At 64.6% G+C, this 26356-nt stretch carries 20 protein-coding genes; 6 read left to right on the forward strand and 14 right to left on the reverse strand.

Going from position 1 to position 26356, the window contains the following annotated elements; all coding sequences use genetic code 11:
- Positions 1-5: 5 nt before the first annotated feature.
- Positions 6-1583, reverse strand: a complete 1578-nt coding sequence (locus AX729_RS30175) for a lipopolysaccharide biosynthesis protein (RefSeq protein WP_061027827.1) — start codon at positions 1581-1583, stop codon at positions 6-8.
- Between the two features lie 664 nt (positions 1584-2247).
- Positions 2248-4674, reverse strand: a complete 2427-nt coding sequence (locus tag AX729_RS39085; protein ID WP_082770576.1) for a M10 family metallopeptidase C-terminal domain-containing protein — start codon at positions 4672-4674, stop codon at positions 2248-2250.
- A gap of 223 nt (positions 4675-4897) precedes the next feature.
- On the opposite strand from AX729_RS39085, the gene AX729_RS30185 reads away from it, so the two are divergent.
- On the forward strand, positions 4898-5224 hold the full coding sequence (locus tag AX729_RS30185; protein WP_061027828.1) for a hypothetical protein: 327 nt from the start codon (positions 4898-4900) through the stop codon (positions 5222-5224).
- 121 nt (positions 5225-5345) lie between these two features.
- Entirely contained in the window at positions 5346-6539 is a 1194-nt protein-coding gene (locus AX729_RS30190) for a CaiB/BaiF CoA transferase family protein (RefSeq protein ID WP_061027934.1), read from the forward strand.
- 76 nt (positions 6540-6615) lie between these two features.
- Here the strand turns inward: AX729_RS30190 and AX729_RS30195 are convergent, their stop codons facing one another.
- The 6 genes from AX729_RS30195 to AX729_RS30220 all read right to left on the reverse strand — a co-directional run bounded on the left by AX729_RS30195 (position 6616) and on the right by AX729_RS30220 (position 13078).
- Complete coding sequence (locus AX729_RS30195; protein ID WP_061027829.1) at positions 6616-7482, reverse strand: outer membrane protein; 867 nt, start codon at positions 7480-7482, stop codon at positions 6616-6618.
- A 166-nt stretch (positions 7483-7648) separates the two neighbouring features.
- Positions 7649-9166 carry a tripartite tricarboxylate transporter permease gene (locus AX729_RS30200; RefSeq protein WP_061027830.1) on the reverse strand — a complete coding sequence of 506 codons (1518 nt, stop codon included), beginning with the start codon at positions 9164-9166 and terminating at the stop codon, positions 7649-7651.
- 12 nt (positions 9167-9178) lie between these two features.
- A complete protein-coding gene (locus tag AX729_RS30205) occupies positions 9179-9721 on the reverse strand; it encodes a tripartite tricarboxylate transporter TctB family protein (RefSeq protein WP_061027831.1) in 543 nt (180 codons plus the stop codon).
- A gap of 182 nt (positions 9722-9903) precedes the next feature.
- Positions 9904-10884, reverse strand: a complete 981-nt coding sequence (locus AX729_RS30210) for a Bug family tripartite tricarboxylate transporter substrate binding protein (RefSeq protein ID WP_502686930.1) — start codon at positions 10882-10884, stop codon at positions 9904-9906.
- Positions 10885-11033: 149 nt separating this feature from the next.
- Complete coding sequence (locus AX729_RS30215) at positions 11034-11831, reverse strand: enoyl-CoA hydratase/isomerase family protein (RefSeq protein WP_061027833.1); 798 nt, start codon at positions 11829-11831, stop codon at positions 11034-11036.
- Between the two features lie 47 nt (positions 11832-11878).
- Positions 11879-13078, reverse strand: coding sequence for a pyridoxal-phosphate-dependent aminotransferase family protein (locus AX729_RS30220; RefSeq protein WP_061027834.1), 1200 nt, complete (start codon positions 13076-13078; stop codon positions 11879-11881).
- Positions 13079-13283: 205 nt separating this feature from the next.
- Between AX729_RS30220 and AX729_RS30225 the strand changes: the two genes are divergently transcribed.
- Positions 13284-16292, forward strand: coding sequence for an FAD-binding and (Fe-S)-binding domain-containing protein (locus tag AX729_RS30225; RefSeq protein WP_061027935.1), 3009 nt, complete (start codon positions 13284-13286; stop codon positions 16290-16292).
- Positions 16285-16713, forward strand: a complete 429-nt coding sequence (locus tag AX729_RS30230) for a GlcG/HbpS family heme-binding protein (protein ID WP_061027835.1) — start codon at positions 16285-16287, stop codon at positions 16711-16713. Before AX729_RS30225 ends, AX729_RS30230 begins: the two co-directional genes overlap by 8 nt.
- A 210-nt stretch (positions 16714-16923) precedes the next feature.
- Here the strand turns inward: AX729_RS30230 and AX729_RS30235 are convergent, their stop codons facing one another.
- On the reverse strand, positions 16924-17706 hold the full coding sequence (locus AX729_RS30235; protein ID WP_061027836.1) for an enoyl-CoA hydratase/isomerase family protein: 783 nt from the start codon (positions 17704-17706) through the stop codon (positions 16924-16926).
- 179 nt (positions 17707-17885) lie between these two features.
- Here AX729_RS30235 and AX729_RS30240 point away from each other — a divergent pair, with 179 nt between their 5' ends.
- Positions 17886-19283 carry a caspase family protein gene (locus AX729_RS30240; protein WP_061027936.1) on the forward strand — a complete coding sequence of 466 codons (1398 nt, stop codon included), beginning with the start codon at positions 17886-17888 and terminating at the stop codon, positions 19281-19283.
- Here the strand turns inward: AX729_RS30240 and AX729_RS30245 are convergent.
- From AX729_RS30245 to AX729_RS30265, 5 genes are all read right to left on the reverse strand, one after another.
- Positions 19280-21370 (reverse strand): molybdopterin oxidoreductase family protein, encoded by a 2091-nt coding sequence (locus AX729_RS30245; protein ID WP_061027837.1) that lies wholly within the window; start codon positions 21368-21370, stop codon positions 19280-19282. The two genes, AX729_RS30240 and AX729_RS30245, sit on opposite strands and share 4 nt — an antisense overlap.
- Positions 21371-21572: 202 nt before the next feature.
- A complete protein-coding gene (locus AX729_RS30250) occupies positions 21573-22379 on the reverse strand; it encodes an SDR family NAD(P)-dependent oxidoreductase (protein WP_061027838.1) in 807 nt (268 codons plus the stop codon).
- Positions 22380-22401: 22 nt separating this feature from the next.
- Complete coding sequence (locus tag AX729_RS30255; protein WP_061027839.1) at positions 22402-23694, reverse strand: TRAP transporter large permease; 1293 nt, start codon at positions 23692-23694, stop codon at positions 22402-22404.
- On the reverse strand, positions 23685-24233 hold the full coding sequence (locus tag AX729_RS30260) for a TRAP transporter small permease (RefSeq protein ID WP_061027840.1): 549 nt from the start codon (positions 24231-24233) through the stop codon (positions 23685-23687). The genes AX729_RS30255 and AX729_RS30260 overlap by 10 nt, the downstream gene beginning before the upstream one ends.
- 65 nt (positions 24234-24298) lie before the next feature.
- On the reverse strand, positions 24299-25270 hold the full coding sequence (locus AX729_RS30265) for a TRAP transporter substrate-binding protein (RefSeq protein ID WP_061027841.1): 972 nt from the start codon (positions 25268-25270) through the stop codon (positions 24299-24301).
- 300 nt (positions 25271-25570) lie between these two features.
- Here AX729_RS30265 and AX729_RS30270 point away from each other — a divergent pair, with 300 nt between their 5' ends.
- Entirely contained in the window at positions 25571-26353 is a 783-nt protein-coding gene (locus AX729_RS30270; protein WP_061027937.1) for a cyclase family protein, read from the forward strand.
- The last annotated feature ends 3 nt before the right edge of the window (positions 26354-26356 follow it).

Here is a 26356-nt window from a genome sequence, read left to right on the forward strand (position 1 = left end):
AGCAGCTAGGCCGGAATCAGCGCCCGCAAGCGCTCGCGCAGAGTTGCGTTCAACAGCGGGCTCGCAAGCCCGCCGACCGCGAGCAGCCAGATCGCGCATTCCAAGATGAAGTGCACGAGGCCGCTTCCCGGCACGAACAGGATGATCGCCTGCCCGATCAGCCATCCCGACGCCACGATGCCGACGGCCATGACCATTAGGAACGCGATGTGCCTGAACGGATGATGCAGGGTCTGGCGCATGACCATCAGCCCGAGCAGCCCGAACTGGACGAGGGTATCGCTTGCCACCACGGCAAGCGCGGCCCCCAGCGGCCCCAACCGCGGAATCAGGACGAAGGACAGCGCCAGGAAGACCACGAGCTGAAGGCCTTTGGTCCGGATCAGGAGGTCGCCGCGATTGCTGTGATTGGCAAAGGCCAGCGCCAACAGCGACGGCGCGACGGCCGCCGAGCCCAGCAGCAGCGTCACGGTGAGTGGCGCGTCATAGGGGATGCTGCCATGAGTCCATAACGCGAAGAAGTCGGGCCAGAACGGCAGCAGGCCCGCGACGATCAGGCAGGCAAGTCCGGTCACGAACACCGAACCATGGGCATAGAGCCGGCGCAGCCGATCCTTGTCGCCGACCGCGTGGTCATGGCCGAGTTCGGCGGCGAGCGGCAGCGCTACCTGAAGGCACAGGCCGCGCACCAGGCTCGCGATCACGCGGGTCAGGCCCCACTGCGCGACCGCGACGCGGTTCGTGACCAGGGCCGAGACGAGCAGCACCGGGACGTTGACGAGCGCAAGCTCGGTGATGTTGGCGACCGCGAAAGGCATCGCACGGCCCAGCTGCCCGACGCTCCAGCGCAGGGATGGCGGCACCAGCGGCGGCTTGCCGGCACGGCGCAGGAACGGAAACAGTCGCGGCGCATCGAACACGGCGAGCGCGACCGCGAACAGAAGCTGCATCGACACGAAGGCAATCGCAACCGCAAGCAGGCTGCCGTACGAGGCGAGCGCCGCAAGCTGGGCGATCTGTCCAAGCAGCAGCGCGGCGTTCTGCAGCCAGACCGTCCGGCCATAGCGGCCGCGCACCCGATAGAGGCCGGAGACGAGGTTGGCGGGCAAGGTCAGAAGCATGCCCAGGACCATCACCAGCATCGCGGCATCGAATGTCGATGTCGCGTGAAAGCCGAGTACTACCGACGGCGGTGCCAGAACCACGGCCACGCTCAACAGGACACCGAGGACCGCGATGATGGCGAAATAGATTCGCAGCAGGGCCGAATAGAAGTTCGCCGTGCGGCCGTCGCAATCGGCGCAGGACTTGAAGGCGAGAAAGCGGTTGATCGCGCGAAGCTGCAATCCGGCGTCCGCGACGACGACGAGACTGCCCGCCGCATAGATCGCCAGCCAGGCCGCGAGCGTGTCGCCGGTCCAGACGTGCAGGAAGGCAGGGATGAGCAGAAGCTGCTGCGACAATCCCAGCGCCATCTGGACCAGGTTCGCTGACCATCCCTGCAAGAGACGGCCGGCGCGGCCGACGCCGGATCTGCTCGCGCCGTCGGCCGTTCCCGGCACGTCAATCTGCTTGTCGGTCAAGCCGCGTCCTTCCCGCCAAGCAATTGCCCTCTCTGGGCGACGACTCCCGGCATTTCACCCACGCGCAAATCGTCATGTCCGAGGCCGATCTCACAAAAAACGCGAAAACAACCCCATGCAAAGTAGACTGATGCAGCTTTGTCAATGACTTAGCTCCCGCGCCGAAATCTTGCGGATTTTACGAAGCGATTTGACTCGTCGGGCAAAACACGGGCATTATTCGACGATTGAGACGGTGCCGATTTCGTCCCGTCACGCCTCACCACCCAGTTTGCTTCCGGCAGCACAATATCACGCGAAGTGCCGATGTCCGGGCTCGTTGGCAACAGCAAGCACAGCATGCTCAGCATGCTTGAGGTTCGGTAGCGGCAGTCTTTGCCGGAGTCTTTTGTGCATCTACTTGTGATCAATGCGGGCGGATACGGAATTGTCGAAAGCCTGAACTCCAGCGCCTGGCGCGGAGGCATCGTCGAAACCCGATATTCGACAGAGCTTCAGGTAAGCGACACGACGAGACCCACACCATCAGCTCAGCAGGAAACCGGGACCGTGCGAGCTGTGTAGAAAATCGGCCAGAACGTCGAGGACGGCTGTGTCGTGGCTTTCCGGCAATTGAGTCCACTGCTCTGGCGTGGTCTGCGGATCGGCTGGCGCGGGCATTGGGTCAGGCGGCTCCGACGAGACGGCCAAAGAGGCTATCGCCCGAGCTCGCTGTCGCGAGCGGCGCAGCGCCGACGGTGCCGTCGCCATTGAGATCCTGCTGCAGCGTTGGCTCCAGCGCTTTCAGAGATGGATCGGACCCGAGCACCTCCGGGGCTGCCGCAAGGGTGGTCAGGAAGTTGCCGTTGGCATCGGTGCTCCAGACCGAGTAGTGGGCGTTCGCCGAGTTCTTCCAGACCACATCGTAGCCGCCACCTGACACTTTCTCGGCGCCAATCACCGACCAGGTGCCCCAGTTCGCTGCAATCACCGCAGAGCCCGCATACTTCAGGGTCGGCCCGGTGCCTGCCGCGATGCTCTCGAGATGATAGTTGCCTCCGGATAGAACCAGGCGCGTCGATCCCAGCGCTTCGATGGTGGTGCTGACGGCAGCAGGGAGGCCGATCGTACCGTCGCCGTTCAGATCTTGTTGCAGCGTCGGCTCGAGCGCCTTCAGGGCTGGATCGGTTCCTACCATTTGGGTCGCCGAGCCGAGCGTGGTCAGGAAGTTGCCGTTGCTGTCCGTGCCCCACACGGAATATTGCCCGCTTGCCGAGTCCTTCCAGACCACGTCGTAGCCGCCGCCCGATACCTGCTCGGCGCCAATCACCGACCAGGTACCCCAGTTCGCTGCGATCACCGCAGAGCCCGCATACTTCAGGGTCGGCCCGGTGCCTGTCGCGATACTCTTGAGATGATAGTTGCCGCCGGAGAGAGCCAGGCGCGTCGATCCCAGCGCCTCGATGGTGGTGCTGACGGCAGCAGGGAGGCCGATCGTACCGTCGCCGTTCAGATCTTGCTGCAGCGTCGGCTCGAGCGCCTTCAGGGCTGGATCGGTTCCTCCCATCTGGGTCGCCGAGCCGAGCGTGGTCAGGAAGTTGCCGTTGCTGTCCGTGCTCCACACGGAATATTGCCCGCTTGCCAAGTCCTTCCAGACCACGTCGTAGCCGCCGCCCGATACCTGCTCGGCGCCGATCACCGACCAAGTGCCCCAGTTCGCTGCGATCACCGCAGAGCTCGCGTACTTCAGGGTCGGCCCGGTGCCTGACGCGATGCTCTCGAGGTGGTAGTTTCCGCCGGAGAGAACCAGGCGCGTCGATCCGAACGCCTCGATCACGGCTGTCACCAGGCTGTAGCTTGCGACCGTACCGTCGGCAAATTGGAAGTACTCGACACCAGCGGCGGTGTCGGTGCCGTCGGGCGAGCCGGAACGCTGATCGGCGATCGTGAACGTCTGCGTCGTCGCGTTGTAGGAAACAGTGTAATTGGCCTGGCTGCCCGAATACACTGCCGTGTCCGTGCCAGCGCCGCCCACGATGGTGTCGCTTCCCGCACCGCCGGTGATCGTGTCGTTGCCGCCGCCGCCGTTCAGCGTGTTGGCAATGGCATTACCCAGAATCGTGTCGTTGCCGGACCCGCCGTTGGCGTTGTCGATATAGGAGCGCGCGTCGCCGTTGTAGAGATAGGCGTTGTAGACGTTGCCCGACGCATAGTGGCCGTTGCCGAGATAGGCCAGCTGCACCGTGGAGAACACCGACGAGGCACCGGGATTGAGGTTGATGCTCAGGTTCGTGGTGTAGTTCGACAGGTCGTAGGTATCGACGCCACCGCCGTCCCAGACGGTCTCGTAGATGCGGTTGGCCGAGCCGCCGACGCCGCCGCCCGGCGCGAGCTGCCCGACGCCGTTGATGAACTGCTGCCCCGTGGTCGGATTCCAGGTGTAGACGGTGTTGCTGCTCTGGGTCGTGTAGTCCGCGCCGTACATCGTCTGGAGCGCGAGGATATCGTTGGCCATGTAGGTCTGCGAATATCCGTACGCTTCGTTGGTATAGCCGCTCGTGGTGGAGGCGCCGACATAGCTGCGATAGCTCATGACGGTGTATTCGCTGCTGTCATGCGCGCTCGGCACCGCGACGTTGGCGGGGCCGCCAGCCTCCTGGCTGTGCTTGAGGCCTAGGGCATGGCCGAGCTCGTGCAGCGCGGTGGTGAAGTAATAGTTGCCGAGCTTGGCCAGCGAGAAATTGTATTGAGTGCCGAACCAGATGTCGCCGCCAGGCGCATAATTGCCGGGATAGTAGGCGTAGGCGGTCGGATTGGCCGCAGGAGACTGCGCGATCATGATGTCGGCGCCGTTCGTGCCCGCATACTGGATATCGGCGTTGGTGTAGCCGAGGATCAATCCGATCGCATAGTTGATCGCGGCCTGGATCTGGCTGGGCACCGAGGCAAAGCCCGAGGTGGTCGGCTCGCTGTAACCGCCGCTATAGGGATTGACGTAGTCGCTGGAAGCATCGGGAAAACTGTAGGTGATCGCGCCGGACCACTTGTAGCCGGACAGCAGGCCGTCGATCTCGGCGTTGTTGGTGGCACTGACGTAAACAGAGGTGGCCAATGGACTCTCCGGAGCAACCCACCGTGCGATTCGAGCGAAGACGCGAGATTCTAGCTTCAGAGGTAAACGTTTCGCTTAAGACGTGGCGTCTGCGCGCGGCCCCTTCCATAATGTCGCGTTAGCCATCAAATTCCATCATCCGGGTGGGATATCTCCGTAATCATACGGGGCCGAGCACTGGATGCGCGATTTCGCGTGATTTGATGGTCTCTGGAGGACAATTATGAAACTTGGCTCCACGGCCGGTCTCATCGGCGTCCTCGCTGTGGTCGTCACCGGGCTGGATCGTCTACCCATCGGAGAACAGCCGGTCATGGTCGGGAAAGCCCATGCGGACGAAAGCGACAAGGATGGCGGTCAGAACGGCGACAAGGCGGGCCGAGCGCCCTCCATGCCGATGGCCCGCGATCCTGCCGTTGCTGTGGCAGAGGAATACGAAGCCGCCCGCCGGAAGGGAACGCGGGAGGCCTTGGAGCTCTTCATTGCGCGCCACGGCGACGATCCCCTCGCCGAGCAGGCGCGCGCGGAATTGAAACGCCTCTCACGCTGATCCGTCGGGCACCGCGTGTCAGGCATGGCATTTCGGCAGGCGGCATCGGCGCCCGGCCGGGCTTGTCGCTGGATCTTTCGGCACTAAGGTGGGCCCGCAATCCATCCCGGAGCCCTTCAAGATGCCCTTTCCGCATGCCTCGGAAGCCCTGTCGCGCTTCACCGTGCTCGATCTGACCCGCGTCCGCTCCGGACCCACCTGCGTGCGGCAGCTCGCGGATTGGGGCGCCAACGTGATCAAGATCGACGCGCTGACCGAGGATGCCGGCGGCGAGCAGCCGGGCGGGCCGCGGCGCGGTTCCGACTTCCAGAATTTGCACCGCAACAAGCGGGCGATGACGCTGAACCTGAAGGACGAGCGCGGGCTCGCCGTGTTCAAGCGCCTCGCAGCCAAGGCCGACGTCGTGGTCGAGAATTTCCGCCCCGACGTGAAGAAGAAGCTTGGGATCGACTACGACAGCCTCGCCGCGCTCAATCCGCGCATCGTCTATGGCAGCATCTCCGGTTTCGGCCAGGACGGCCCCTACCACAAACGGCCGGGCTTCGATCAGATCGCGCAAGGCATGGGCGGGCTGATGTCGATCACGGGTGCGCCGGGCGAAGGCCCGATGCGGGTTGGCATTCCCGTCGCCGATCTCACCGCCGGCTTGTTCTGCGCCATGGGCATCCTCACCGCGTTGCTCGAACGCGAGGTCTCCGGCAAGGGCCAGTGGGTGCAGACTTCGCTGCTGCAGGCCCAGATCTTCATGCTCGACTTCCAGGCCGCGCGTTGGCTGATGGAGAAGGAGGTCGCCAGGCAGGCCGGCAACAACCACCCGACCAGCATCCCGACCGGCGTGTTCAAGACCTCGGACGGCTACATCAACATCGCCACCACGGGCGGGCGGATCTGGGAGCGCTGCGCCCAGGCGATCGGCGCGCCGGAGCTCTATGCCGACCCCGACTACGCGACGGCCCCTGCCCGCTCCAAGAACCGTGACGCGCTCAACGCCGAGATCGAGAAGCGCACGGTGACGAAGTCGACCGAGACCTGGGTCCGCGAACTCAACGAGGCCGGCGTGCCCTGCGGTCCCATCTATGCCATCGACCAGATGTTCGAGGATCCGCAGGTCAGGCATCTCGGCATCGCACAGGACGTGCCGAACGACGAGGGCCGGCACATCCGCCTGGTCGGCCAGCCCGTGACGCTGTCGCGCACGCCGAGCAGGATGGTGGCGCGGCCACCGGAATTCGGCGAGCAGACCGACGAGGTGCTGAAGGAGTTCGGCTTCGGCGCGGACGAAATCGCAGGACTCAGGGACGCCAAGGTGGTGTGAACCTCACGCGCACCATCTCCAACGACAAAGCCCGGCGCGAGCCGGGCTTTGCTTGTTGTTGACGCCTTTGTTGATCTCAGTACTTGGCAACCACCGGGCCGCCGAACTGATAATTGATGCCGGCGCGCAGGATGTGGTCGGTGAAGCGCGACGAGACGTTGGCGCTGATCGTGGAGGCCGGTGCCAGCGTAAACGGACCGGACGAGAAACGTCCGAGGTCCATGTAGAGATATTCGAGCTTGGCGCTCCAGTTCTGCGTGATCTTGCCTTCGACACCCGCACCAACGGTCCAGCCGGCGCGCGTCGTCGAGTTTGAGCCGACCGAGGCGATCGCCACACCCGCGGGGGTGAAGCCGGTCATCGTGCCCGTGGTCTTGATTTCGCCAAACGCCAGACCGCCGGTGCCGTAGAACAGCACCTTGGGGGTCGCCAGGATGCCGATACGACCGCGAAGCGTGCCGAACCATTGAAGATGCTGATCGACCGTCAGAGTGGTGCCGGTCAGACCGCCCGGTGGGAGGAACGTCAGGCCGGGAAGGCAGGGCCCGCCGGCAGGCGCGACGCCGCCGCAATTGAAGGTCGCGCGGCCCTTTTCGTCGGACCAGTTCAGGTCGCCTTCGATGCCGTACACCCAATTCGCGTTCTGCCAGTTGTAACCGGCTTGGCCACCGGCGACAGCGCCGTTCATGTCGAACGAGCCACTCGTGATGGATCCCGCCGGAGGCGCGATCGCTGCACCCGTGGCCGAATTGAAGTAGGAAACGTCCGTGCGCGAGCGGCCCCAGCTATAGCCGCCATTGGCGCCGACATAGAAGCCGGTCCAGCTCCAGACCGGATCGACGATAGGCGCCTTGACATAGGGCCTTGCCGCGAGATCGGCGGCCAACGCGCCCGTCGCAAACAGCGACATCGCCGCCGCCATCCCAATCACTACCCGCTTCATGGAGAATTCCCTCTTGCACAATGCTGTGATCAATATACGTGGCGAGCCGCCAAAGAGCTGTGCCGCAGCCGCAACATTCAGAAACAATCAAGGCTGCGGTAGTGTCCGGACCACAACGCTACCTTTCCGTTAAACAATTGAAATCAAAAGAGATTGCCCTACGGTCCTAGGCCGATGTCGTCCTGGTCTTATGCGTCAATCCGACACGTGCGAGCAAACTGTCGATCACCGGCCAGAACAGCAGCAGAATCGCCAGCGTTGTGATCGAGCCGACCAGGCCGTTCGACCAGAACACCTTCAAGGTCCCACCGGAGCCAATCATCGACAGGCGGAAGGCATCCTCGGCGCGGTTGCCGAGCACGAGCGCGAGGGTGAACGGCGCCAAGGGAATGCCGATCTTCTTGAAGACGTAGCCGACGATGCCGAAGCCGAGCATCAGCCAGATGTCGAACATCGCGTTCTGGATCGCATAGGCGCCGATCGCGCAGGACACCACGATCATCGGCGCCACGGCGGCAAACGGCACCCGCAGGATCGAGGCGAAGATCGGCACCGTCGTCAGCACCAGCACGAGGCCGACGACGTTGCCGAGATACATCGAGGCGATCAGGCCCCAGACGAAGTCCTTGTGCTCGACGAACAGCAGCGGCCCCGGATTGAGCCCCCACACCATCAGGCCGCCGAGCAGGATCGCCGCGGTGCCGGAGCCGGGAATTCCGAGCGCCAGCATCGGCAGCAGCGCCGCGGTGCCGGAGGCATGCGCCGCCGTCTCCGGCGCGAACACGCCCTCGATGCGGCCCTTGCCAAAACTTTCGGGCTCCTTGGCGAAGCGCTTGGCAAGGTTGTAGCCCATGAAGGAGGCCGCGATCGCGCCGCCCGGGGTGATGCCGAGCCAGCAGCCGATGAAGGAGGAGCGCAGCAGCGTCACCCAATATTTCGGCAGGTCCTTCCAGACGCCGAGCACGACGCGGAGCGAAATGCCCGCCGCATGTCCGCGCAGCGCCAGCCGTTCCTCCATCGTCAGCAGGATCTCGCTGATGCCGAACAGGCCGATGACGGCGACCAGGAAGTTGATGCCGCGGAGCAACTCCGGCGAGCCGAAAGTCATGCGGAGACTGCCGGACACGGTATCCATGCCGATGCCGGCGAGCAGCAGGCCCAGCGACATCGAGATGACCGTCTTGTGCTTGGCCTCGCGCCCGAGGCCGACGAAGGAGCAGAAGGTCAGCAGATACACCGCGAAGAACTCGGGCGGGCCGAACTTCAATGCGAAGGACGAGATCATCGGCGCGAGGAAGGTGATCAAGAGCACCGCGACCAGCGAGCCGATGAAGGAGGAGGTGAACGCCGCGGTGAGCGCCTCCGCCGCCCGGCCCTGTTGCGCCATCGGATAGCCGTCGAAGGTGGTTGCTACCGACCAGGCTTCGCCCGGGATGTTGAACAGGATCGAGGTGATCGCGCCGCCGAACAGCGCGCCCCAATAGATGCAGGACAGCATCACGATCGCCGAGGTCGGATCCATCGTGAAGGTGAGCGGCAGCAGGATCGCAACACCATTGGGACCGCCGAGACCCGGCAGCACGCCGACGAAGATACCGAGCACCAGCCCGACCATCATCAGCAGCAGGGTCTTCCACGTCAGCAGGACGGCGAAGCCGTGGAGCAGGAGACCGAAAGCTTCCATCGCGCAGCCCGCCTAGCGGCCGAGGGCCGCTTCGAGCGGCCCCTTCGGCATGATGACGTCGAAGGCGATGTCGAAAGTGACGAACATGATCGCCGTGAACACGATAGCGGTGAGCAGCGACTTCCACAGCGCGATCCTGCCGACGAGCCGCATGAAGCCCGTGATCAGCAGGAAGCTTGCGACATAAATGCCGAGGAACTGCGTTGCCAGGCAGAACAGCAGCGTCGGGACGAACACCGCCATCACGCGGCGGGCCTGTGCGCGCGTGACGAAAGTCTCGCGCGCCGCGCGATGCGAGACGAGCGCCGCGATCAGGCCGTAGAGGCTGCCGCCGCCGAGGATGACCGAGAGATAGAACGGGAAATAACCGGGCTCGGGCCCGGTCGCATCCCAGGACGCGCCGGTGCGCCAATTGTCGTAGCCGAGCGTGACCGCGAGCCCGAGCAGCAGCAGGCAGACGACGATCTCCACCGAGCCGGTCGAGACGACCGAGGGGGAATCGTCTTCAGGCGCGGTCGGATCGTCGACGACGATTTCAAGATCGGTTTGGGACATGGGCTGTTAGGGACGGAGTGCGTTCTGTTCTCCCTCTCCCCGCTTGCGGGGAGAGGGTCGGGGTGAGGGGGAGTCTCCGCGGGGACCGTGAGAATTGGACTCGTGGAGAGTCCCCCTCACCTGGAATTCAAGCTGCGCTTGAATTCCAGCCTCTACCCCGCATGCGGGGAGAGGCGAAAGATCTACTTCGCGACGAAACCGGCTTCCGTCATCAGCGACTTGTTCAGCGCATCGTCCTCCTCGAGGAACTTCACCATGTCCTTGCCGGTGAGGAAGATCGGCTTCAGCGCCTGCTTTTCCATGTACTCCTTGTATTCCGCGGTCTGCGTCACCTTGTGGAACAGATCGACATAGAAGGCCTGCTGGTCTGGCGACACCTTGCCGGGCAGGAACATCGCGCGCAGCATCAGATACTGCACGTCGACGCCCTCTTCCTTGCAGGTCGGGATGTCGGCCCAGGATTGCGTCTCCGTCACCTTCGTCGTGTAGGAGATGCGTTCCTTGTCGAACACGCAGAGCGGACGCACCTGGCCCGCGCGCCAGACTTCGAGATTTTCGGAGGGATTGTTGACGTTGGCCTCGGTGTGGTTGCCGACCAGCTGGGTCGCGGCCTCGCCGCCGGACTTGTAGGGCAGATAGGAGAATTTCGCGCCGGTCTTCTGTTCGAGGAACACGGTCAGCACGTGATCCTCGCGCTTGGAGCCTGTGCCCCCCATCTTGAACGGCGAGCTTGCCGCCTTGGCGGCCGCGACGAATTCCTTCACCGTCTTGGGGCCGGCGCTGTTGTCCCAGAGCACGAACTGGTCGAGCGCGACCACAGAAACCGGAGTCAGCTCGCGCCAGTTGAACGGGATCTTGGCCGACAGCGGCAGCATGTAGATCAGCGAATAGGCGATCAGCACCTTGTTTGGATCGCCCTCGCTGGACTTCATGTACATCAGCGCTTCCGCGCCCGAGGCGCCGCCCTTGAGCGAAACGACCACCGGCTGCTTCATCAGATTGTTTTTCTGGATCGCGGCCTGCATCATCCGCGCCATCTGGTCGGAGGCGCCGCCCGCGCCCGCCGCCACGACGATCTCGACGGGTTTCGCCGGTTCCCAGCCGGCGAAGGCCGGCGTGCTCAACAACAGCGCCGTCGCAGCGCCGACGGCTTTCACTGGAATTCGCACGAGTTTCGCCCCCTGATGTTTTTTTAAGTTGTAGTGCGGAAGAACTCTATCCCTGCATTGTGCGGACTAAAGCTGACGAGTGCAAGCAGACGGGCAATTGGGCGCACATGACTTTCGACGGACGACGTCGAGGCGCATGAGCTTTACTTGCCCTTCCAGACCGGCGCGCGTTTGTTGAGGAAGGCGTCCATGCCCTCGCGGAAATCTTCGCTCATATAGGCTTTCAGGATCAGGTCCTCGCCCTCTTCGCGCGACAGCGTGCGGCGGATGCGGCGCACCGCTTCCTTGGTCGCCTCCAGCGTGAGCGGCGCATGGCTCGCGACCAGCCTTGCGGTCTCGTCCGCGCGGCGCTGCAGCGTCTCGACGTCGGGCACGACCTCGTTGAGCAGGCCGAGCGCCAGCGCTTCCTGCGCCTCGACCAGGCGCGCCTTGAAGATCATATCCTTGGTGCGGGCGGGACCGACCAGCGCGACGACGCGGCTGATGTTCGACATCGACAGGCAGTTGCCGAGCGTGCGCGCGATCGGAAAGCCCATCCGCGTCGTCTCGGTGCCGATGCGCAGGTCGCAGCAGGCCGCAATGCCGGCGCCGCCCCCGGTGCAGGCTCCGGCGATCGCCGCAATCACCGGCACACGGCACTGCTCGAGCGTGCCGAGTACGCGGTCGATGCGGGCCTCGTAGTCGAGCGCGTCCTGCGCGGTCTTGAACGCGCGGAACTGCGAGATGTCGGTGCCGGAGGCGAACGCCTTGTCGCCGGCGCCGGTCAGGATCAGCGCCTTGATCGAGCGGTCGGCGTTGATCTCCTGGCAGATCTCGGCCATGCGGTCATACATGGCGAAGGTCATGGCGTTGCGCGCCTGCGGGCGGTTGAAGGTGATCCGCGCGATGCCGTCCTGGACGGAGTACAGCAAGTCTTCGTTGGTCGTCGTCGGTGCGTTCATCGCGCGCTTTCTTCTTTCAAGTTGGATGGATCAAGCCACCTGAGCCGTCAGGCCACCTGAGCCTTGGCCATCGGCACCACGTCGCGTCCCTTCAGGACGTCCATGGCTGCCAGCACGCCGCCGCTCCGATGCGGGATCTTTGCAAGATCGAGGCCCATCTCGACGCCGGCAAGCGTACCCATCAGCATCAGATCGTTGAAGTGGCCGATATGGCCGATGCGGAATACCTTGCCCTTGACCTTGTTGAGGCCGGTGCCGAGCGACATGTCGAAGTTTTCCAGCACCACCTTGCGGAAGGCGTCTGCGTCGTGCCCCTCCGGCACGCGCACGCCGGTCAGCGCCGGCGAATGGGCGGCGGGGTCGGCGCATTGCGTCTCCAGGCCCCAGACCTTGACCGCCGCGCGGGTCGCAGCGCTGTGGCGCTTGTGGCGAGACCAGACGTTCTCCAGCCCCTCCTCTTCCAGCATCTTCACGGCCTCGCGCAGGCCGTAGAGCAGATTGGTCGCGGGCGTATAGGGGAAAGTGCCGAGCTTGTTGAAGTTGATGACCTCCTGCCAGTCCCAATAGGAGCGCATGCCGGGATTGGCTTTCGCGACGCTGAGCGCCTTCTCCGAGACGGCGTTGAAGCCGAGCCCCGGCGGCAGCATCAGGCCTTTCTGCGAACCCGCGACCGAGACGTCGATGCCCCAGGCATCGTGCTCATATTCCATCGAGCCGAGGCCGGAGATGGTATCGACCATCAGCAGCGCCGGATGCTTGACGCGGTCGAGCAGCTTGCGCACCTCCAGCGGCGGCGTCACGCAGCCGGTCGAGGTCTCGTTGTGCACGACGCAGACCGCCTTGATCGCGTGCTGCTTGTCGGCGGCAAGGCGCTTCTCGATCTCGGCGAGATCGGCGCCATGGCGCCAGTCGCTGGGGATGAAGTCGACGTCGAGCTTGAATTTGTCGGCGATGCCGCGCCACAGCACGGCGAACTGGCCGGTCTCGCACATCAGGACCTTGTCGCCGGGCGCGAACACATTGACCATCGCCGCTTCCCAGGCGCCGGTGCCGGACGAGGGAAAGATGATCACGGGCTGCTTGGTACGGAACACGCGCTGCATCGCAGCGAGAACCGCGAAACCGAGCTCGGCGAACTCCGGACCGCGGTGGTCCAGCGTCGGCATGTCCATCGCCCGCAGCACCCGGTCGGGCACGTTGGTCGGTCCTGGAATCTGTAGGAAATGCCTTCCAGTATGCACGGTCATCGGCGTCCTTCCCGGTCTTTGAGGCTATCTTGGCTCGAGCGTCCGTGGGCCCGCATCGAGGGCTCCGGAGAGCCGCTCGCATATCACTATTCGCCGGGCTTGTCCCTCGCCCCGCAGGGTCCGTCAATGCACAACAAGCAGGGCTCGCTTGCCAAGGGCCTTGACGGGAGGCAAGACGGTGCCGGCGAACGGGCGAGAGCGGACCATGGCGGCGGAAGTGGCTGGAAAATCACCGGAATCGGTCCAAGCGGACCGTCTGGCGGCACGTCTGGCCCGCGAGATGACGGGCGACGTTCTGTTCGACGCCTTCAATCGCGGCCGCTACGCCACGGACGCCTCGTTCTACCAGATCGTGCCGGCGGGCGTGGTGGTGCCGAGGACCATGGACGAGGCCTTGCGGGCGCTGGCGATCGCCCGTGACGAGGGGTGCAAGGTCACGCCGCGCGGCGGCGGCACCTCACAATGCGGCCAGACCGTCAATGACGGGCTGGTGGTCGATCTCTCCAAGCATCTGAACCGGATCCTGTCGCTCGACGCCGAGAACCAGACCTGCGTGGTCGAGCCGGGCATCGTGCTCGACGATCTCAACCGCCAGCTCAGGAAGCACGGCCTGTGGTTTCCGGTCGACGTCTCCACCGCCTCGCGCGCCACCATTGGCGGCATGGCCGGCAACAATTCCTGCGGCGGCCGCAGCCTGCGCTACGGCACCATGCGCGACAACACGCTCTCGATGGAGGCCGCCCTCTCCGACGGCACTCTGAGCCGCTTCGGCGAGGTGTCGCGCGATCTCTCCGATCTCAAAGCCGGGGACAGCGCCCGCGCCTTGTTTCGCGACATGCTCGATCTCGGAGCCCGCGAGGCCGACGAGATCGCGGCGCGGTTTCCAAAAGTGCAGCGGCGCGTCGGCGGCTACAATCTCGATGCGCTGGTGCCGCGCAACGCGCCCAACAACATGGCGCATCTGTTGGTCGGCTCGGAAGGCACCCTCGCCTTCACCACCAAGGTCGAGTTGAAGTTGTGGCCCGTCATCCGCAACAAGGCACTCGGCGTCTGCCACTTCGGCAGCTTTTACGAGGCCATGGACGCGGCTCAGCATCTGGTGAAGCTGAAGCCGATCGCTGTCGAACTGGTCGACCGCACCATGATCGCGCTGGGCCGGGACATCGCCATGTTCCGCCCGATCATCTCCGCCGCCATCAAGGGCGATCCGGACGCCGTGCTGGTGGTCGAGTTCGCCGAGGAAGACCAGGCGGACAATCTGGCGCGCCTCAAGCAGCTCGGCGAGCTGATGGGCGATCTCGGGTTCGGCTGGAACAACGAGACGCGCAAATGGGGCGGCGTGGTCGAGGTCACCGAGCCGGCGCTGCAGGGCGGCATTGCCGATTTTCGTGCCGCCGGCCTCAACGTCATGATGTCGATGAAGCAGGAGGGCAAGCCGGTCTCCTTCGTCGAGGACTGCGCCGTGCCGCTGCCGCATCTGGCCGACTACACCGCGCGGCTGAACGAGGTGTTTGCCAGGCACGGCACCAGCGGCACGATGTATGCCCACGCCTCCGAGGGCTGCCTGCACGTACGCCCTGTGCTGAACCTGAAGCTGGAGAAGGACGTCAAGGCGATGCGCGCCATCGCCGAGGAGGCGTTTGCGCTGGTGCGCGAATACAAGGGCTCGCATTCCGGCGAGCACGGCGACGGGCTGGTACGCTCCGAATTTCACGAGACGATGTTCGGGACCCGTCTCGTCGCCGACTTCAAGGAGGTGAAGCAGCGGTTCGATCCCGACGGTGTCCTCAATCCCGGCAAGATCGTCGACGCACCCAAGATGGACGACCGCTCGCTGTTCCGCTTCAAGCCCGATTATCGCGTCGGCGAGCTCAAGACGAAGCTCGACTGGTCGGCCTGGCCCGGCGCCGGCGGCGGCTTCCAGGGTGCGGTCGAGATGTGCAACAACAACGGCGCCTGCCGCAAGCTCGAGGGCGGCGTGATGTGCCCGTCCTACCGCGCAACGCGCAACGAGAAAGATGTCACTCGAGGACGCGCGAACACTTTGCGGCTGGCGATTTCCGGCCAGCTCGGTCCCGATGCGCTATCTTCCGACGGGATGATGGAAACGCTGAAGCTCTGCGTCTCCTGCAAGGCCTGCCGCCACGAGTGCCCCACCGGCGTCGACATGGCCAAGATGAAGATCGAGGTGCTGGCCGCGCGCGCGGCCACGCACGGCCTGACGCTACGTGACCGGCTTGTGGGCTACCTCCCGCGCTATGCCGGCCTCGCGTCGCGCTTCGCGCCGCTGGCGAACTTGCGCAACCGCAGCCCACTCTTGCGAAAGCTGTTCGAGCGCTTCGCCGGCATCAGCGCGCGCCGCGCCCTGCCCGCCTTCCGCAGCGACGTGTTCGTGCCGCCGGAAGAAGCGGTTGGACCAGAGACCGGTCGTGAGGTCGTTCTCTTCGCCGATACTTTCAATCGCATCTATGAGCGCGAAAACCTCGACGCAGCGCTGCGCGTGCTCGCGGCCGGCGGCTATCGCGTGCATCTGCCGCAGCCTGCGCGCGGCAGCCGCCCGCTCTGTTGCGGCCGCACGTTTCTCTCCGCCGGCCTCGTCGACGAAGCCAGGGCCGAGCTCGATCGCCTCGTGGCCGCCTTCGCGCGCTTCGCCGCACGCGGCGTGCCGATCGTCGGCCTCGAGCCGAGCTGCCTCCTGACGCTGCGCGACGAGCTCGCTTCGCTGCGCAAGGACAGCAACGCCAAGGCCATCAGTGCCCATGCCCTCACCTTCGAGGAATTTTTGGTTCGCGAGGCCGAGGCCGGCCGCCTGCAACTGCCGCTGGGGACCGTCGCCGACAAAGCCATCGTGCACGGCCATTGCCACCAAAAATCCTTCGGCGCCTTCAAGCCGGTCGAGCAGGTGCTGCGCCTCGTCCCCGGCCTCAAGGTCGAGGCCATCGAGTCCAGCTGCTGCGGCATGGCGGGCGCCTTCGGTTACGGCGCGGACACATACGATGCCTCGATCGAGATGGCCGAGCTTTCGCTGCTGCCGGCCGTGCGGCGTGCGGACCAAAACACACTCGTCGTCGCCGACGGCACCTCGTGCCGGCACCAGATCCATGACGGTGCACAACGCGAGGCGCTTCACGTCTCGCGCGTGCTGGCGATGAGCCTCGATAAGTTCGAAACCCGTTCCTCCTCTCAAGCTGCAAAGGAAAACAGTGATGGCTGACCTCACGCTCGATACCGCCCGCAAGATCCTCGACGCCGCCTTCGCGAAAGCCGGCGAGCTCAAGCTGAAGCCGCTGGTCGTCACCATCCTCGACGCGCGCGGCGTGCTCAAGCTCGCAGCCGCGCAGGACGGCACCAGCCTGATGCGCGCCGAGATCGCGCACGGCAAGGCCTATGGCGCGCTCGCCATGGGCATGGGCTCGCGCGCGCTGTTCCAGCGCGCGCAGGAGCAGGCCTATTTCATCGACGCCGTGAACACCATGGCCAAGGGTGCGCTGGTGCCGGTCCCCGGCGGCGTGCTGGTCATGGACGGCCCCACGCTGCTCGGCGCCGTCGGCGTCTCCGGCGACACCTCCGACAATGACGAGGCCTGCGCCGTAGCGGGCATCCAGGCGGCGGGGCTGAAGGCGAATGCGGGGTAGCGGCCGGGCTAGAAGGTCGTTCGCTGCTCGTAGTGACGAGCTTGTGGCAAGCGCTCACAGCACTTTCGGTGTCATCGCCCGACTTGATCGGGCGATCCAGTACTCCGAGAGAGTGCGAGGATACGGATGGGCCGCGGCATACTGGATGCCCCGCCTTCGCGGGGCATGACAGTCATCCTGTGCGCATGCGCCATTCCTTCCCGGCCTCCCTCACCGTCCCGTCCAGACCGGCTTCCTCTTCTCGCTGAACGCCTTCAGACCCTCTTTCGCATCCTCGGTCATCGCCAGCAGTGCGATCTGGCTTTCGGTGTAGGCGATGCTCTCGTCGAACGACATCGAGGCGATCGCGCGCATGGCGTATTTGCCGCGGCGGATCGCGGTCGGCGATTTGTCGACGATGCGGCCGATTAGCCAATCGACCTTGGCGTCGAGCTCGGCGCTGGGCACGACGTAGTTGAGGAGGCCCGCGGCCTGTGCGGCCCTGGCGTCGAACGGCTCGCCCGTGAGCGCCCATTCGTTGACGAGGCGCGGCGGCGCGATGCTCTGGAGCAGGCTCAACACTTGCATCGGGAACACGCCGACCTTCACCTCCGGCAGCCCGAATATCACGTGGTCGGCCGCGACCGCCATGTCGGTCATGCACAACAGGCCCATGCCGCCGGCCATGCAGACGCCTCCGACCCGCGCAATCGCCGGCTTGGTGGCGTTCTGTGACAAACGTAACAGATCGGCATAGTCGACGTTTGGTTTAGAATGATCCATCGCGAAGGCCGCGCCGGAATTCTGCAAATCGGCGCCGGCGCAGAACGCCTTGTCGCCCGCGCCCGTCAGCACGATGACGCGGATGTCCTTGTCGTCATGCGCATCGCGATAACCCTTGCTGATGCCGGCGATCACGTCGCCGTTCAGCGCGTTGCGTTTCTCCGGTCGGTTGATGGTGATCCAAAATGCCTGCCCGCGCTTCTCGGTGACAACGGCTTTGGTTTCGGTCATGGCCCGCTCGCTTCCTTGGCTTCCGCTTCGCCGTCATTTGCGGCAGGTCGGCGACGCGTGCAAGGGCAATCTGCGATGTCCTGTCACCATAGCGTGTGGGCGCAACTTCGCTTGTCGATTGAATTATGGGGCACGACCGCTATCCTGACCGGAGATTTTGATCACCAATGAGCCATTTCATGCGCGCCGCACTCATCTTGTTGCTGGCAGGCCTGGTCGTGCTGAGCGGCGGAGCGAGCCACGCGGCCGACGGTGCGAAGATCGCGCTCGTGATCGGCAATGCGCGATATCCCGACAACCAAGCCGTCCTCAACGAAGTCGCCAACGATGCGCAGGACGTCGCCGAGGAATTGAAACGTGACGGCTTCGCCGTCGACAGGCAGGGCAACCTCACGGGCGATGCCATGCGGCAGGTGCTCGATCGCTTCTATGCCCGCATCGAGCGCGGCGCGGTGGCCCTGATCTTCTTCGGCGGATTTGCCATCCAGTCCAACCGTCAGACCTATTTGCTGCCGGTCGACGCGCAGGTCTGGACCGAGCCGGACGTCTCGCGCGACGGCTTCAACCTCGACACGATTCTCGCCGAGATGAACACGCGCGGCGCAGCGATCAAGATCGCTCTGATCGACGCTTCCCGCCGCAACCCGTTCGAGCGGCGTTTCCGCCGCTATTCGGCGGGCCTTGCGCCGGCGATCGCCCCGAGCAATTCGCTCGTGCTCTACTCCGCCGCACTCGGCGCGGTCACCGCCGGCGGCAAGACCGACCGCAGCCTGTTCGTCGCCGAGCTGCTGCGCGAGATGCGCGCGCCGAACATCACCGCCGAGCAGGCCCTGACCAACACCAAGAATGGCGTGGTCGCCGCCACCAACCGCGAGCAGGTGCCGTGGCTGTCGTCTTCGCTGACGACGGAATTCTCGTTCGCAGGCCCCGTGACGCGACCACCGGGCGACAAGCCCGCCGACCCGACGCCGACGAAGCCCGAATCCCAGAAACAGGAGTTTCAGAAGCCGGAGCCGCAAAAGCCGGTCTGCGAGGTGCCGCAGGCAGAACCCGCCCCGAATGCGAACGATCTTGCAAGAGATCCTGTCATCGCCGATCTCAGCCGCAAGATCGCGGCCAATGCCAACGATGTGGCCTTTCGCTACAAGCGCGGCCAAGTTTACGCGATCAAGCGCGCTTACGCACTCGCCATGCAGGATTTCGACGCGGTGATCCGCCGCGCTCCCAGGGATGCGGAAGCGCTGAACAATCGCTGCTGGACGCGGACTGCGACCGGCGACCTGCAAGGCGCGCTAGCCGACTGCAGTCTGGCGCTTCAGATCGACCCCGGATTGAGCGATGCGCTCGACAGCCGCGGGCTCGTCAACCTGAAGCTCGGACGAACCGCCGAGGCGATCAAGGACTACACCGACGCGATCCAGCGCAACCCGCGCTCCTCATCCTCGCTGTTCGGCCGCGGCATCGCCACACGCAAGAGCGGCGGCGACGGCGCCGCTGACATCGCGCAGGCGAAGTCGATGAACCCGAACATCGCGAAGGAATTTGCGGGTTACGGTGTGACGGAATGCGTGCCCTAGGCTGAGGCCGCTTTCTTGATCCAGACCTTGTTGTCGTGGAACGCGGCTCCGCCGATCGGCGCGATGGTATCGGCCCCCGTCAGCATGTTGATGCCGCGGCCGCCGACATGATTCTTGTTCGGGTGAACGGATTCCGCGATCAGCACGCCGCGCCGCACACCCTCGAACAGCGATGCCACCAGCGTGGTCTCGCCTCTTCCGTTGCCGAGCGTCACCGCGTCGCCATCGGCAATGCCGAGAGCGGCCGCATCCAGAGGGTGGATCATCACGCTGGCCTTGCCCTCGCGCGCCTGGGAGGACGGCGTCTCGTTGAAGGTGGTGTTGAGGAAGCTGCGCGAAGGGCTGGTCGCGAGCCGAAACGGGTGGGCCTGATCGGTGTGCTCGATCACAGCCCAATGGTCCGGCAACGCCGGCATCTTGTCGAACTCGCCCATCGTCACGCCGAACGGCGGATGCGCCCAGTCAGCCTTGAAATGGAACTTGCCGTCGGCATGGGCAAAGCCGTCGAGATAATGCGAGGTGCGGAAATCCGGCTGGAGGTCGCGCCAGATATCCGCTTCGAGGCCGGCGATGTCGCCGTGATTGCTCAGCTTCAGCGTCGCGTCGATCAATTCGCGGGGCGACATCTCGAACCCCTGATGCTTCGCGCCGAGCCGCGGGGCCAGCGCCTGCAACACCTCGTGGTTGGAGCGGCATTCGCCGGGAGGATCGATCAGCTTCGGCCCGACCGAGATGTGCTGATGGCCACCGCCGTAATAGAGGTCGTCGTGCTCCATGAACATGGTCGCGGGCAGCACGATGTCGGCCATCTCGGCGGTCTCGGTCATGAACTGCTCGTGCATCGCGACGAACAGATCCTCGCGCGCAAAGCCCTGCCGGACCAGCGCCTGCTCCGGCGCCACCGTCATCGGATTGGTGTTCTGGATCAGCATCGCCTTGACCGGGCCCTTGCCCTGCAGGGCCTCGGGATCGCCGGTGAGGATGCGGCCGATCTGCGACTGGTCGAGCGCGCGCGTGGTCTTGTCGATCGCGTCGTGGGCTTCGATGATGGATTCGTTGAAGTGCCACAGCGCGTAGTTGTTGAAGAACGCACCGCCGCCTTCATATTGCCAGGCGCCCGTCACCGCTGGAATGCAGAGCGCCGCATGCATCTGCGTCGCGCCGTTGCGCGAGCGCGTGAAGCCATAGCCGAGGCGCAGAAACGTCCGCTTGGTCTCGCCCACGGCCTTGGCGAAGGCCTCGATCTCTGACACCGGCACACCGCAGATGGCTGACGCCCATTCAGGCGTGCGCGTCTTCAGGTGCGCCTCGAGCTCGGCGGGGCAATCGGTGTACTTGTCCATGTAGGCGCGATCGGCATAGCCGTCGCGGAACAGGACGTGCATCACGCCACAGGCGAAGGCGCCGTCGGTGCCGGGCCGCAGGATGATCTTGATGTCGGCCTGCTTCATGGTCTCGTTGTCGTAGATGTCGACCGCGGCGATCTTCGCGCCCCGCTCCTTTCGGGCACGCGCGGCGTGCGTCATCACATTGACCTGGGTGTTGACGGGATTGGTGCCCCAGATCACGACGAGGTCGGACAGCGCCATCTCGCGCGGATCGACGCCGGCAATCTTGCCGGTGCCGATCGCAAAGCCGATGCGCGCGACATTGGCGCAGATGGTCTGATAGAAGCGCGAATATTTCTTCACATGGGTGAGACGGTTGAGCCCGTCGCGCATCACGAGGCCCATCGTGCCGGCATAGTAATAGGGCCAGATCGATTCCGCGCCGAACGCGCGCTCGGCTTCGTTGAAGCGGTGCGCGATCTCATCCAGTGCCTCGTCCCAGGAGATCCGCGAGAACTGGCCCGAACCCTTCGGCCCGGTGCGGCGCATCGGATACATCAGCCGTTCGGGGTGGTGGATGCGCTCGGCATAGCGGGCGACCTTGGCGCAGACGACGCCGGCCGTGTAGGTCTGCTGCTTCGAACCGCGGACGCGGCCGATGCTGCGGCCTTCGATCACCTCGACATCGAGGGCGCAGGCCGAGGGGCAGTCATGCGGACAGGTCGAATGGCGGATCTCGATCTTGGCGTGCTGGTTCATGTCCTAGTTCGTAACACCAAAATACCGGCCAGCCGAGCGCCTTTATCCGGCAAGACCCATGCGATTTGCACAAAGCGCACGCGCCGTGGGTTCCTGCTGCAACCGCGAAGACGGATTGGCGAGGCAAAAGAACGGCGGTTGCGCGCCGGCCAATGTCCGACCGGCACACCGGCGGCTCTACGGCCAGATGCGAATGCCTTCCCTATTTGTGCAGCTGGGTGAGGCCGGTCGGGGGGCCGTCGACCGCGGTCCAGCCGCCATCGACGAACAGCGTGCTGCCGCTGACATAGCTCGCGGCATCCGAGGCGAGATAGGCCACCGCGGTCGCGACCTCGTCGGCACTGCTCCAGCGGTTGAACACGGTATGGCCGGCATAGAGATTGTAGATGTCGGGGCGCTGCTTGAACGGGCCGGTCAGCGCGGTCTCGGCGATGCTCGGCGCGATCGCGTTGACGCGCACGCCGGCATGGCCGACCTCGGAGGCGAACCCCTTCACCAGCAGGCCGATGGCAGCCTTGGTCGAGCCATAGACGCCAAGGCCGGGCTCGATGGTGACCGCGCGCACGGAGGAGCAGGCGATGATGCTGCCGCCCCTCTGCGCGACCATGATGCGGCCAAAAGCCTGGAAGAACCAGACCGTGCCCTTGACGTTGAGATTCAGGACGCGGTCGAGATCCTCCTCGGTGTAGTCGAGGATGGTCTTGCGGATGTTGAGCCCGGGCGTCGTCACGGCGATGTCGAGCCGGGGGAATTTCTGCATCACCGTCTTGGCGAGCGCGTTGACGTCCGCCGCGCTTGCGGCATCGCAAGCTGCTGCCTCCGCCCAGCCGCCTTTGTCGCGAATGCCGGCGGCCGTTGTTTCTGCAGCGTCAAGCGCGCGATCGGCGCAAACGACACGGGCGCCGAGCCCGGCCAGGGCCTCGGCCGACGACTTGCCGATGCCGGATGCGGCGCCGAGCACGATAGCGGTCTTGCCGGTGAGATCGAAGAGCTTGCGATAGTCCGTCACTGATAGTGTCTCCCTGGTGCTGCTAGCCCTTGTAGCCCATCAACAGGCGAGGCAGCCACAGCGAGAATGCAGGGACGTAGGTCACGAACATCAATGCTGCGATCAGCGCGGCATAGAACGGCAGGATGGTGCGCATCACCGCGCCCACCGAGATGCCGCCGATGGCGCAGCCCACGAATTGCGTCGTTCCGACGGGTGGCGTGTTGAGCCCGAGGGCGCAATTGATCAGCATCAGCATGCCGAACTGTACCGGGTCCATGCCCGCCTTCATCGCGATCGGCAGGAAGATCGGGGTGCAGATCAGGATGGTCGCGGCCATGTCCATGAAAGTGCCGAGCACGAACAGGATGACGTTGATGAGCAGGAAGATGACCCAGGGCTGCGTGGAGATCCTGCTCATCATCGCGCCGGCCAGGTCGGCCACCTCGTAGAGTCCCATCAGATACTGGAACATGGTGGAGACGCCGATCAGCAGCAGCACCACGCCCGTCGTCTTCACCGCCTTTGCGGCGGCGCGCAGGAAGTTCTGCAAGGTCATGGTGCGATAGATGAGGAAGGTCAGCAGAATCGTGTAGGTGACCGCGATCGCCGCCGATTCGGTCGCGGTGAAGACGCCGGACAGGATGCCCGCCAGGATGATGCCGACGATCAGGAGGCCGGGCAGCGCGGCCGCGAGCGAGCGGAATACCTCGGCCCAGCCGGGAAACTTGCCGGCCGGATAGCCGCGCTTCACCGCAACCGCATAGGCGGCAACAAGCATGCAGACCATCAATACGAGCGCCGGCAGGAGGCCGGCGGCAATCAGCGCGCCGATCGAGACCTTGCCGCCGGCGGCCAGCGCATAAATGATCATGTTGTGGCTGGTCGGCATCAACGCTCCGACCAGCGAGGCATGGGTGGTGACGTTGACGGCGTAGTCGGTATCGAAACCTTCCTTCTTCATCATCGGAATCATCACGGCCCCCATCGCCGATACGTCGGCCACGGGAGAGCCGGAGACGCCGCCGAACAGCGTGCAGGCGACGACGTTCGACATGCCGAGCCCGCCGCGGATGTGCCCGACCAGATTCTTGGCGAGTTGCACGATCTTGTCGGCGACGCCGCCATGCAGCATCAGTTCACCGCTGAAGACGAAGAACGGGATGGCGAGGAAGGAAAAGATGTTCATCCCCGACATCATCTGCTGGAAGATGACCGCGACCGGCAGGCCTTCATAGAGGATGGTGCAGATCGCCGCGAGGCCGATCGCGAAGGCGACGGGGACGCCGAGAATGAGGAAGCCGAAGAAAGTCGCGCCGAGAATGATCAGTTCCATGAGGGGACGACCTCTTCGCCGCGCAACAGAGCAATGATGTGCTCGATTGAAAAGGAGACGATCAGGACGCCGGAGGCGATCAGCGGCACGTAGCGGATGACCTCAGGCAGGCCGAGATTTGGGATCTTCACGGTTCCAACCGACGCACCGAGGATCCAGCCGTTGTAGGCCATCGCAATGCCGAACACCGCGACCAGGACGTGGATCACGAGCTCGATCTTCTCCCGCGTGTGATCCGGAAGCATCACCAGCAGGCTGTCCATGCCGATGTGCCCGGCATCGCGCACGCCCACGGCGGCGCCGATCAGCGTGACGTAGAGGATCAGGACCAGCGCGAGGTTCTCGGTCCAGGTCGGGCTGGAATTGAGCACGTAACGTCCGAACACCTGGTAGAACACGATGACCACGATGACGAGCAGTCCGGTCACGGACAGGTACATGCCGACGCGCGCCACGGGGGCATTGATCCGCGACAGCAAGCCGGTGGACGGGCGTGCCGACGCCTCCTGCTCGTGCTCTGCGACGTGTGGGTCGGTCATCCCGCGGCTCCCTCGCGAGGGGCCGGTGCCGCAAGCCGGCGACTCCGGACCCGACGCCGCTGTGGTTACTTAGTGTCCTGTATGCGCTTGACGAGGCTCTGGAGCTTCTCGTCCCCGGCGAACTTCTGGTACACCGGCTTCATCGCATCGACGAACTCCGCCTTGTTGGCGACGGTGACGACTTGAACTCCGGCCGCCTCGACGGTCTTGCGGGAGGCCTGCTCACGCTCATCCCAGAGCTTGCGCATGACCGGCACCGACTCCTTGGCCGCCTTGCGGACCATCGCCTGATCGTCCTTGCTCAGCGTGTCCCAGACCTTCTTCGACATCACGAGAACTTCGGGAGCGAGGGAGTGCTCGGTGATGTTGTAGAACTTGGCGGCCTCGAAATGACGTGAGGACTCATAGGAGGGCCAGTTGTTCTCGGCGGCATCCACGAGGCCGGTCTTGAGCGCGGTATAGACCTCGCCGTACGGCATCGGCGTCGGGTTGGCCCCGAGGCTCTGGATCATGCCGACCCACAGGTCGGATTGCTGGACGCGGATCTTCAGGCCCTTGAGGTCGGCGAGCGACTTGACCGGCGCCTTGACGGTGTAGATGGACCGGGCGCCGCTGTCGTAATAGGCGAGGCCGACCAGTCCCGCAGGCTCCATCGCGGCCAGGATCTCATCGCCGATCGGCCCGTCGAGAACCGTGCGCATGTGCTGCGTATCCCGGAAGACGAAAGGCAGGCACAACGCGATGGTCTCGGGCACGAAGTTGTTGAGTGGCGATGCGTTGATCCGCATCATGTCGAGCGCGCCGATCTTGAGCTGCTCGATCGTGTCCTTCTCCGAGCCCAGGGCGCCGTTCGGAAACACCTTCACGCCGAGCTTGCCGCCGCTCGCCGCCGCGAGCTGCTTGCCCATGTACTTGACGGCCTCGACGGTCGGATAGTCGGCGGGGTGAATGTCGGCGGAACGGAAATCGCGCGCGGTCGCCAGGGGTGCCGAGACCGCCAGCACAGCAGCTGCGATGATACCGGTGAGCGTCTTCATCTGGGCTTTCCTCCTGGTTGATTGGATTGATTATATCGTTGTCGGCGGCTGCGGGCGCCTTGGGTCGCTCCACTTCAGGTGTGAAGTCAAGCGCCAATGTCGTCCCTAGGGCGGGCGGCATTCCCTGTCCAAGCCAAATCCGGCATCGATCGATGCAAGAGTCGCATCGATCAATTCCTGGCGCAATTTGCAAGATGTGGGTCTGGCGGGCCGGCGGGACGTCGCCGGCACGTGACTTGACGCTGGCAATGGCGGCCCCTCAAGATGCCGGAAACTCCGGACCATCTTGAGGGAATGCTCATGCCGCGGAAGCTGATCGATATCTCGGTGCCGCTCGCAAACGACGCCACCGCAGATCCGCCCGGCAATCACCCGACGATCCAGTATATCGATCACCAACAGGGCCTGCCGCGCATGCTGCAGTTCTTCGACGGCCTCGAGGCGCAGGATCTGCCTGATGGTCAGGGCTGGGCCGTCGAGCAGGTCTCGCTGTCGACCCACAACGGGACGCATCTCGATGCGCCCTGGCACTTTCATCCGACCATGAACCGCGGCGAACGGTCATGGACCATCGACGAGGTGCCGCTGGAATGGTGCCTCCAGCCCGGCGTGAAGCTCGATTTCCGGCATCTGCCCGACGGCTACGTGGTGAGCGCCGACGACGTCGAGACGGAGCTGAAGCGGATCGGGCACACGCTGTTGCCGCTGGAGATCGTGGTCGTCAACACCAGCGCCGGGGCGAAATTCGGCAAGGCCGACTACGTCAACTCCGGCTGCGGCATGGGCTATGAAGCCACCATGTACCTGCTCGAACGCGGCGTACGGCTGACCGGCACCGACGGCTGGAGCTGGGACGCGCCGTTCGTCTACACTGCGAAAAAATATGCCGAAACCAAGGATGCCGGCTTGATCTGGGAAGGCCACAAGGCGGGACGGCACATCGGCTATTGCCATCTCGAGAAGCTGCACAATCTCGATCAATTGCCTTCGACCGGCTTCACGGTCTCATGCTTTCCGGTGAAGATCGAGCGCGCGTCCGCCGGATGGACCCGCGCGGTCGCCATCATCGACGATCAGGCCTGAGGC

The sequence above is a fragment of the Bradyrhizobium sp. CCH5-F6 genome (genome assembly GCF_001556045.1).
Lineage (GTDB): Bacteria > Pseudomonadota > Alphaproteobacteria > Rhizobiales > Xanthobacteraceae > Bradyrhizobium.

What these genes read in the sequence shown, in the direction of transcription:
- AX729_RS30260 (WP_061027840.1), bottom strand. Translation starts at nt 24,233, where the DNA reads ATGACCGACCCACACGTCGCAGAGCACGAGCAGGAGGCGTCGGCACGC.
- AX729_RS30205 (WP_061027831.1), bottom strand. Translation starts at nt 9,721, where the DNA reads ATGTCCCAAACCGATCTTGAAATCGTCGTCGACGATCCGACCGCGCCT.
- AX729_RS30225 (WP_061027935.1), top strand. Translation starts at nt 13,284, where the DNA reads ATGGCGGCGGAAGTGGCTGGAAAATCACCGGAATCGGTCCAAGCGGAC.
- AX729_RS30265 (WP_061027841.1), bottom strand. Translation starts at nt 25,270, where the DNA reads ATGAAGACGCTCACCGGTATCATCGCAGCTGCTGTGCTGGCGGTCTCG.
- AX729_RS30235 (WP_061027836.1), bottom strand. Translation starts at nt 17,706, where the DNA reads ATGACCGAAACCAAAGCCGTTGTCACCGAGAAGCGCGGGCAGGCATTT.
- AX729_RS30255 (WP_061027839.1), bottom strand. Translation starts at nt 23,694, where the DNA reads ATGGAACTGATCATTCTCGGCGCGACTTTCTTCGGCTTCCTCATTCTC.
- AX729_RS30185 (WP_061027828.1), top strand. Translation starts at nt 4,898, where the DNA reads ATGAAACTTGGCTCCACGGCCGGTCTCATCGGCGTCCTCGCTGTGGTC.
- AX729_RS30190 (WP_061027934.1), top strand. Translation starts at nt 5,346, where the DNA reads ATGCCCTTTCCGCATGCCTCGGAAGCCCTGTCGCGCTTCACCGTGCTC.
- AX729_RS30215 (WP_061027833.1), bottom strand. Translation starts at nt 11,831, where the DNA reads ATGAACGCACCGACGACGACCAACGAAGACTTGCTGTACTCCGTCCAG.
- AX729_RS30200 (WP_061027830.1), bottom strand. Translation starts at nt 9,166, where the DNA reads ATGGAAGCTTTCGGTCTCCTGCTCCACGGCTTCGCCGTCCTGCTGACG.
- AX729_RS30245 (WP_061027837.1), bottom strand. Translation starts at nt 21,370, where the DNA reads ATGAACCAGCACGCCAAGATCGAGATCCGCCATTCGACCTGTCCGCAT.
- AX729_RS30195 (WP_061027829.1), bottom strand. Translation starts at nt 7,482, where the DNA reads ATGAAGCGGGTAGTGATTGGGATGGCGGCGGCGATGTCGCTGTTTGCG.
- AX729_RS30270 (WP_061027937.1), top strand. Translation starts at nt 25,571, where the DNA reads ATGCCGCGGAAGCTGATCGATATCTCGGTGCCGCTCGCAAACGACGCC.
- AX729_RS30240 (WP_061027936.1), top strand. Translation starts at nt 17,886, where the DNA reads ATGCGCGCCGCACTCATCTTGTTGCTGGCAGGCCTGGTCGTGCTGAGC.
- AX729_RS30220 (WP_061027834.1), bottom strand. Translation starts at nt 13,078, where the DNA reads ATGACCGTGCATACTGGAAGGCATTTCCTACAGATTCCAGGACCGACC.
- AX729_RS30230 (WP_061027835.1), top strand. Translation starts at nt 16,285, where the DNA reads ATGGCTGACCTCACGCTCGATACCGCCCGCAAGATCCTCGACGCCGCC.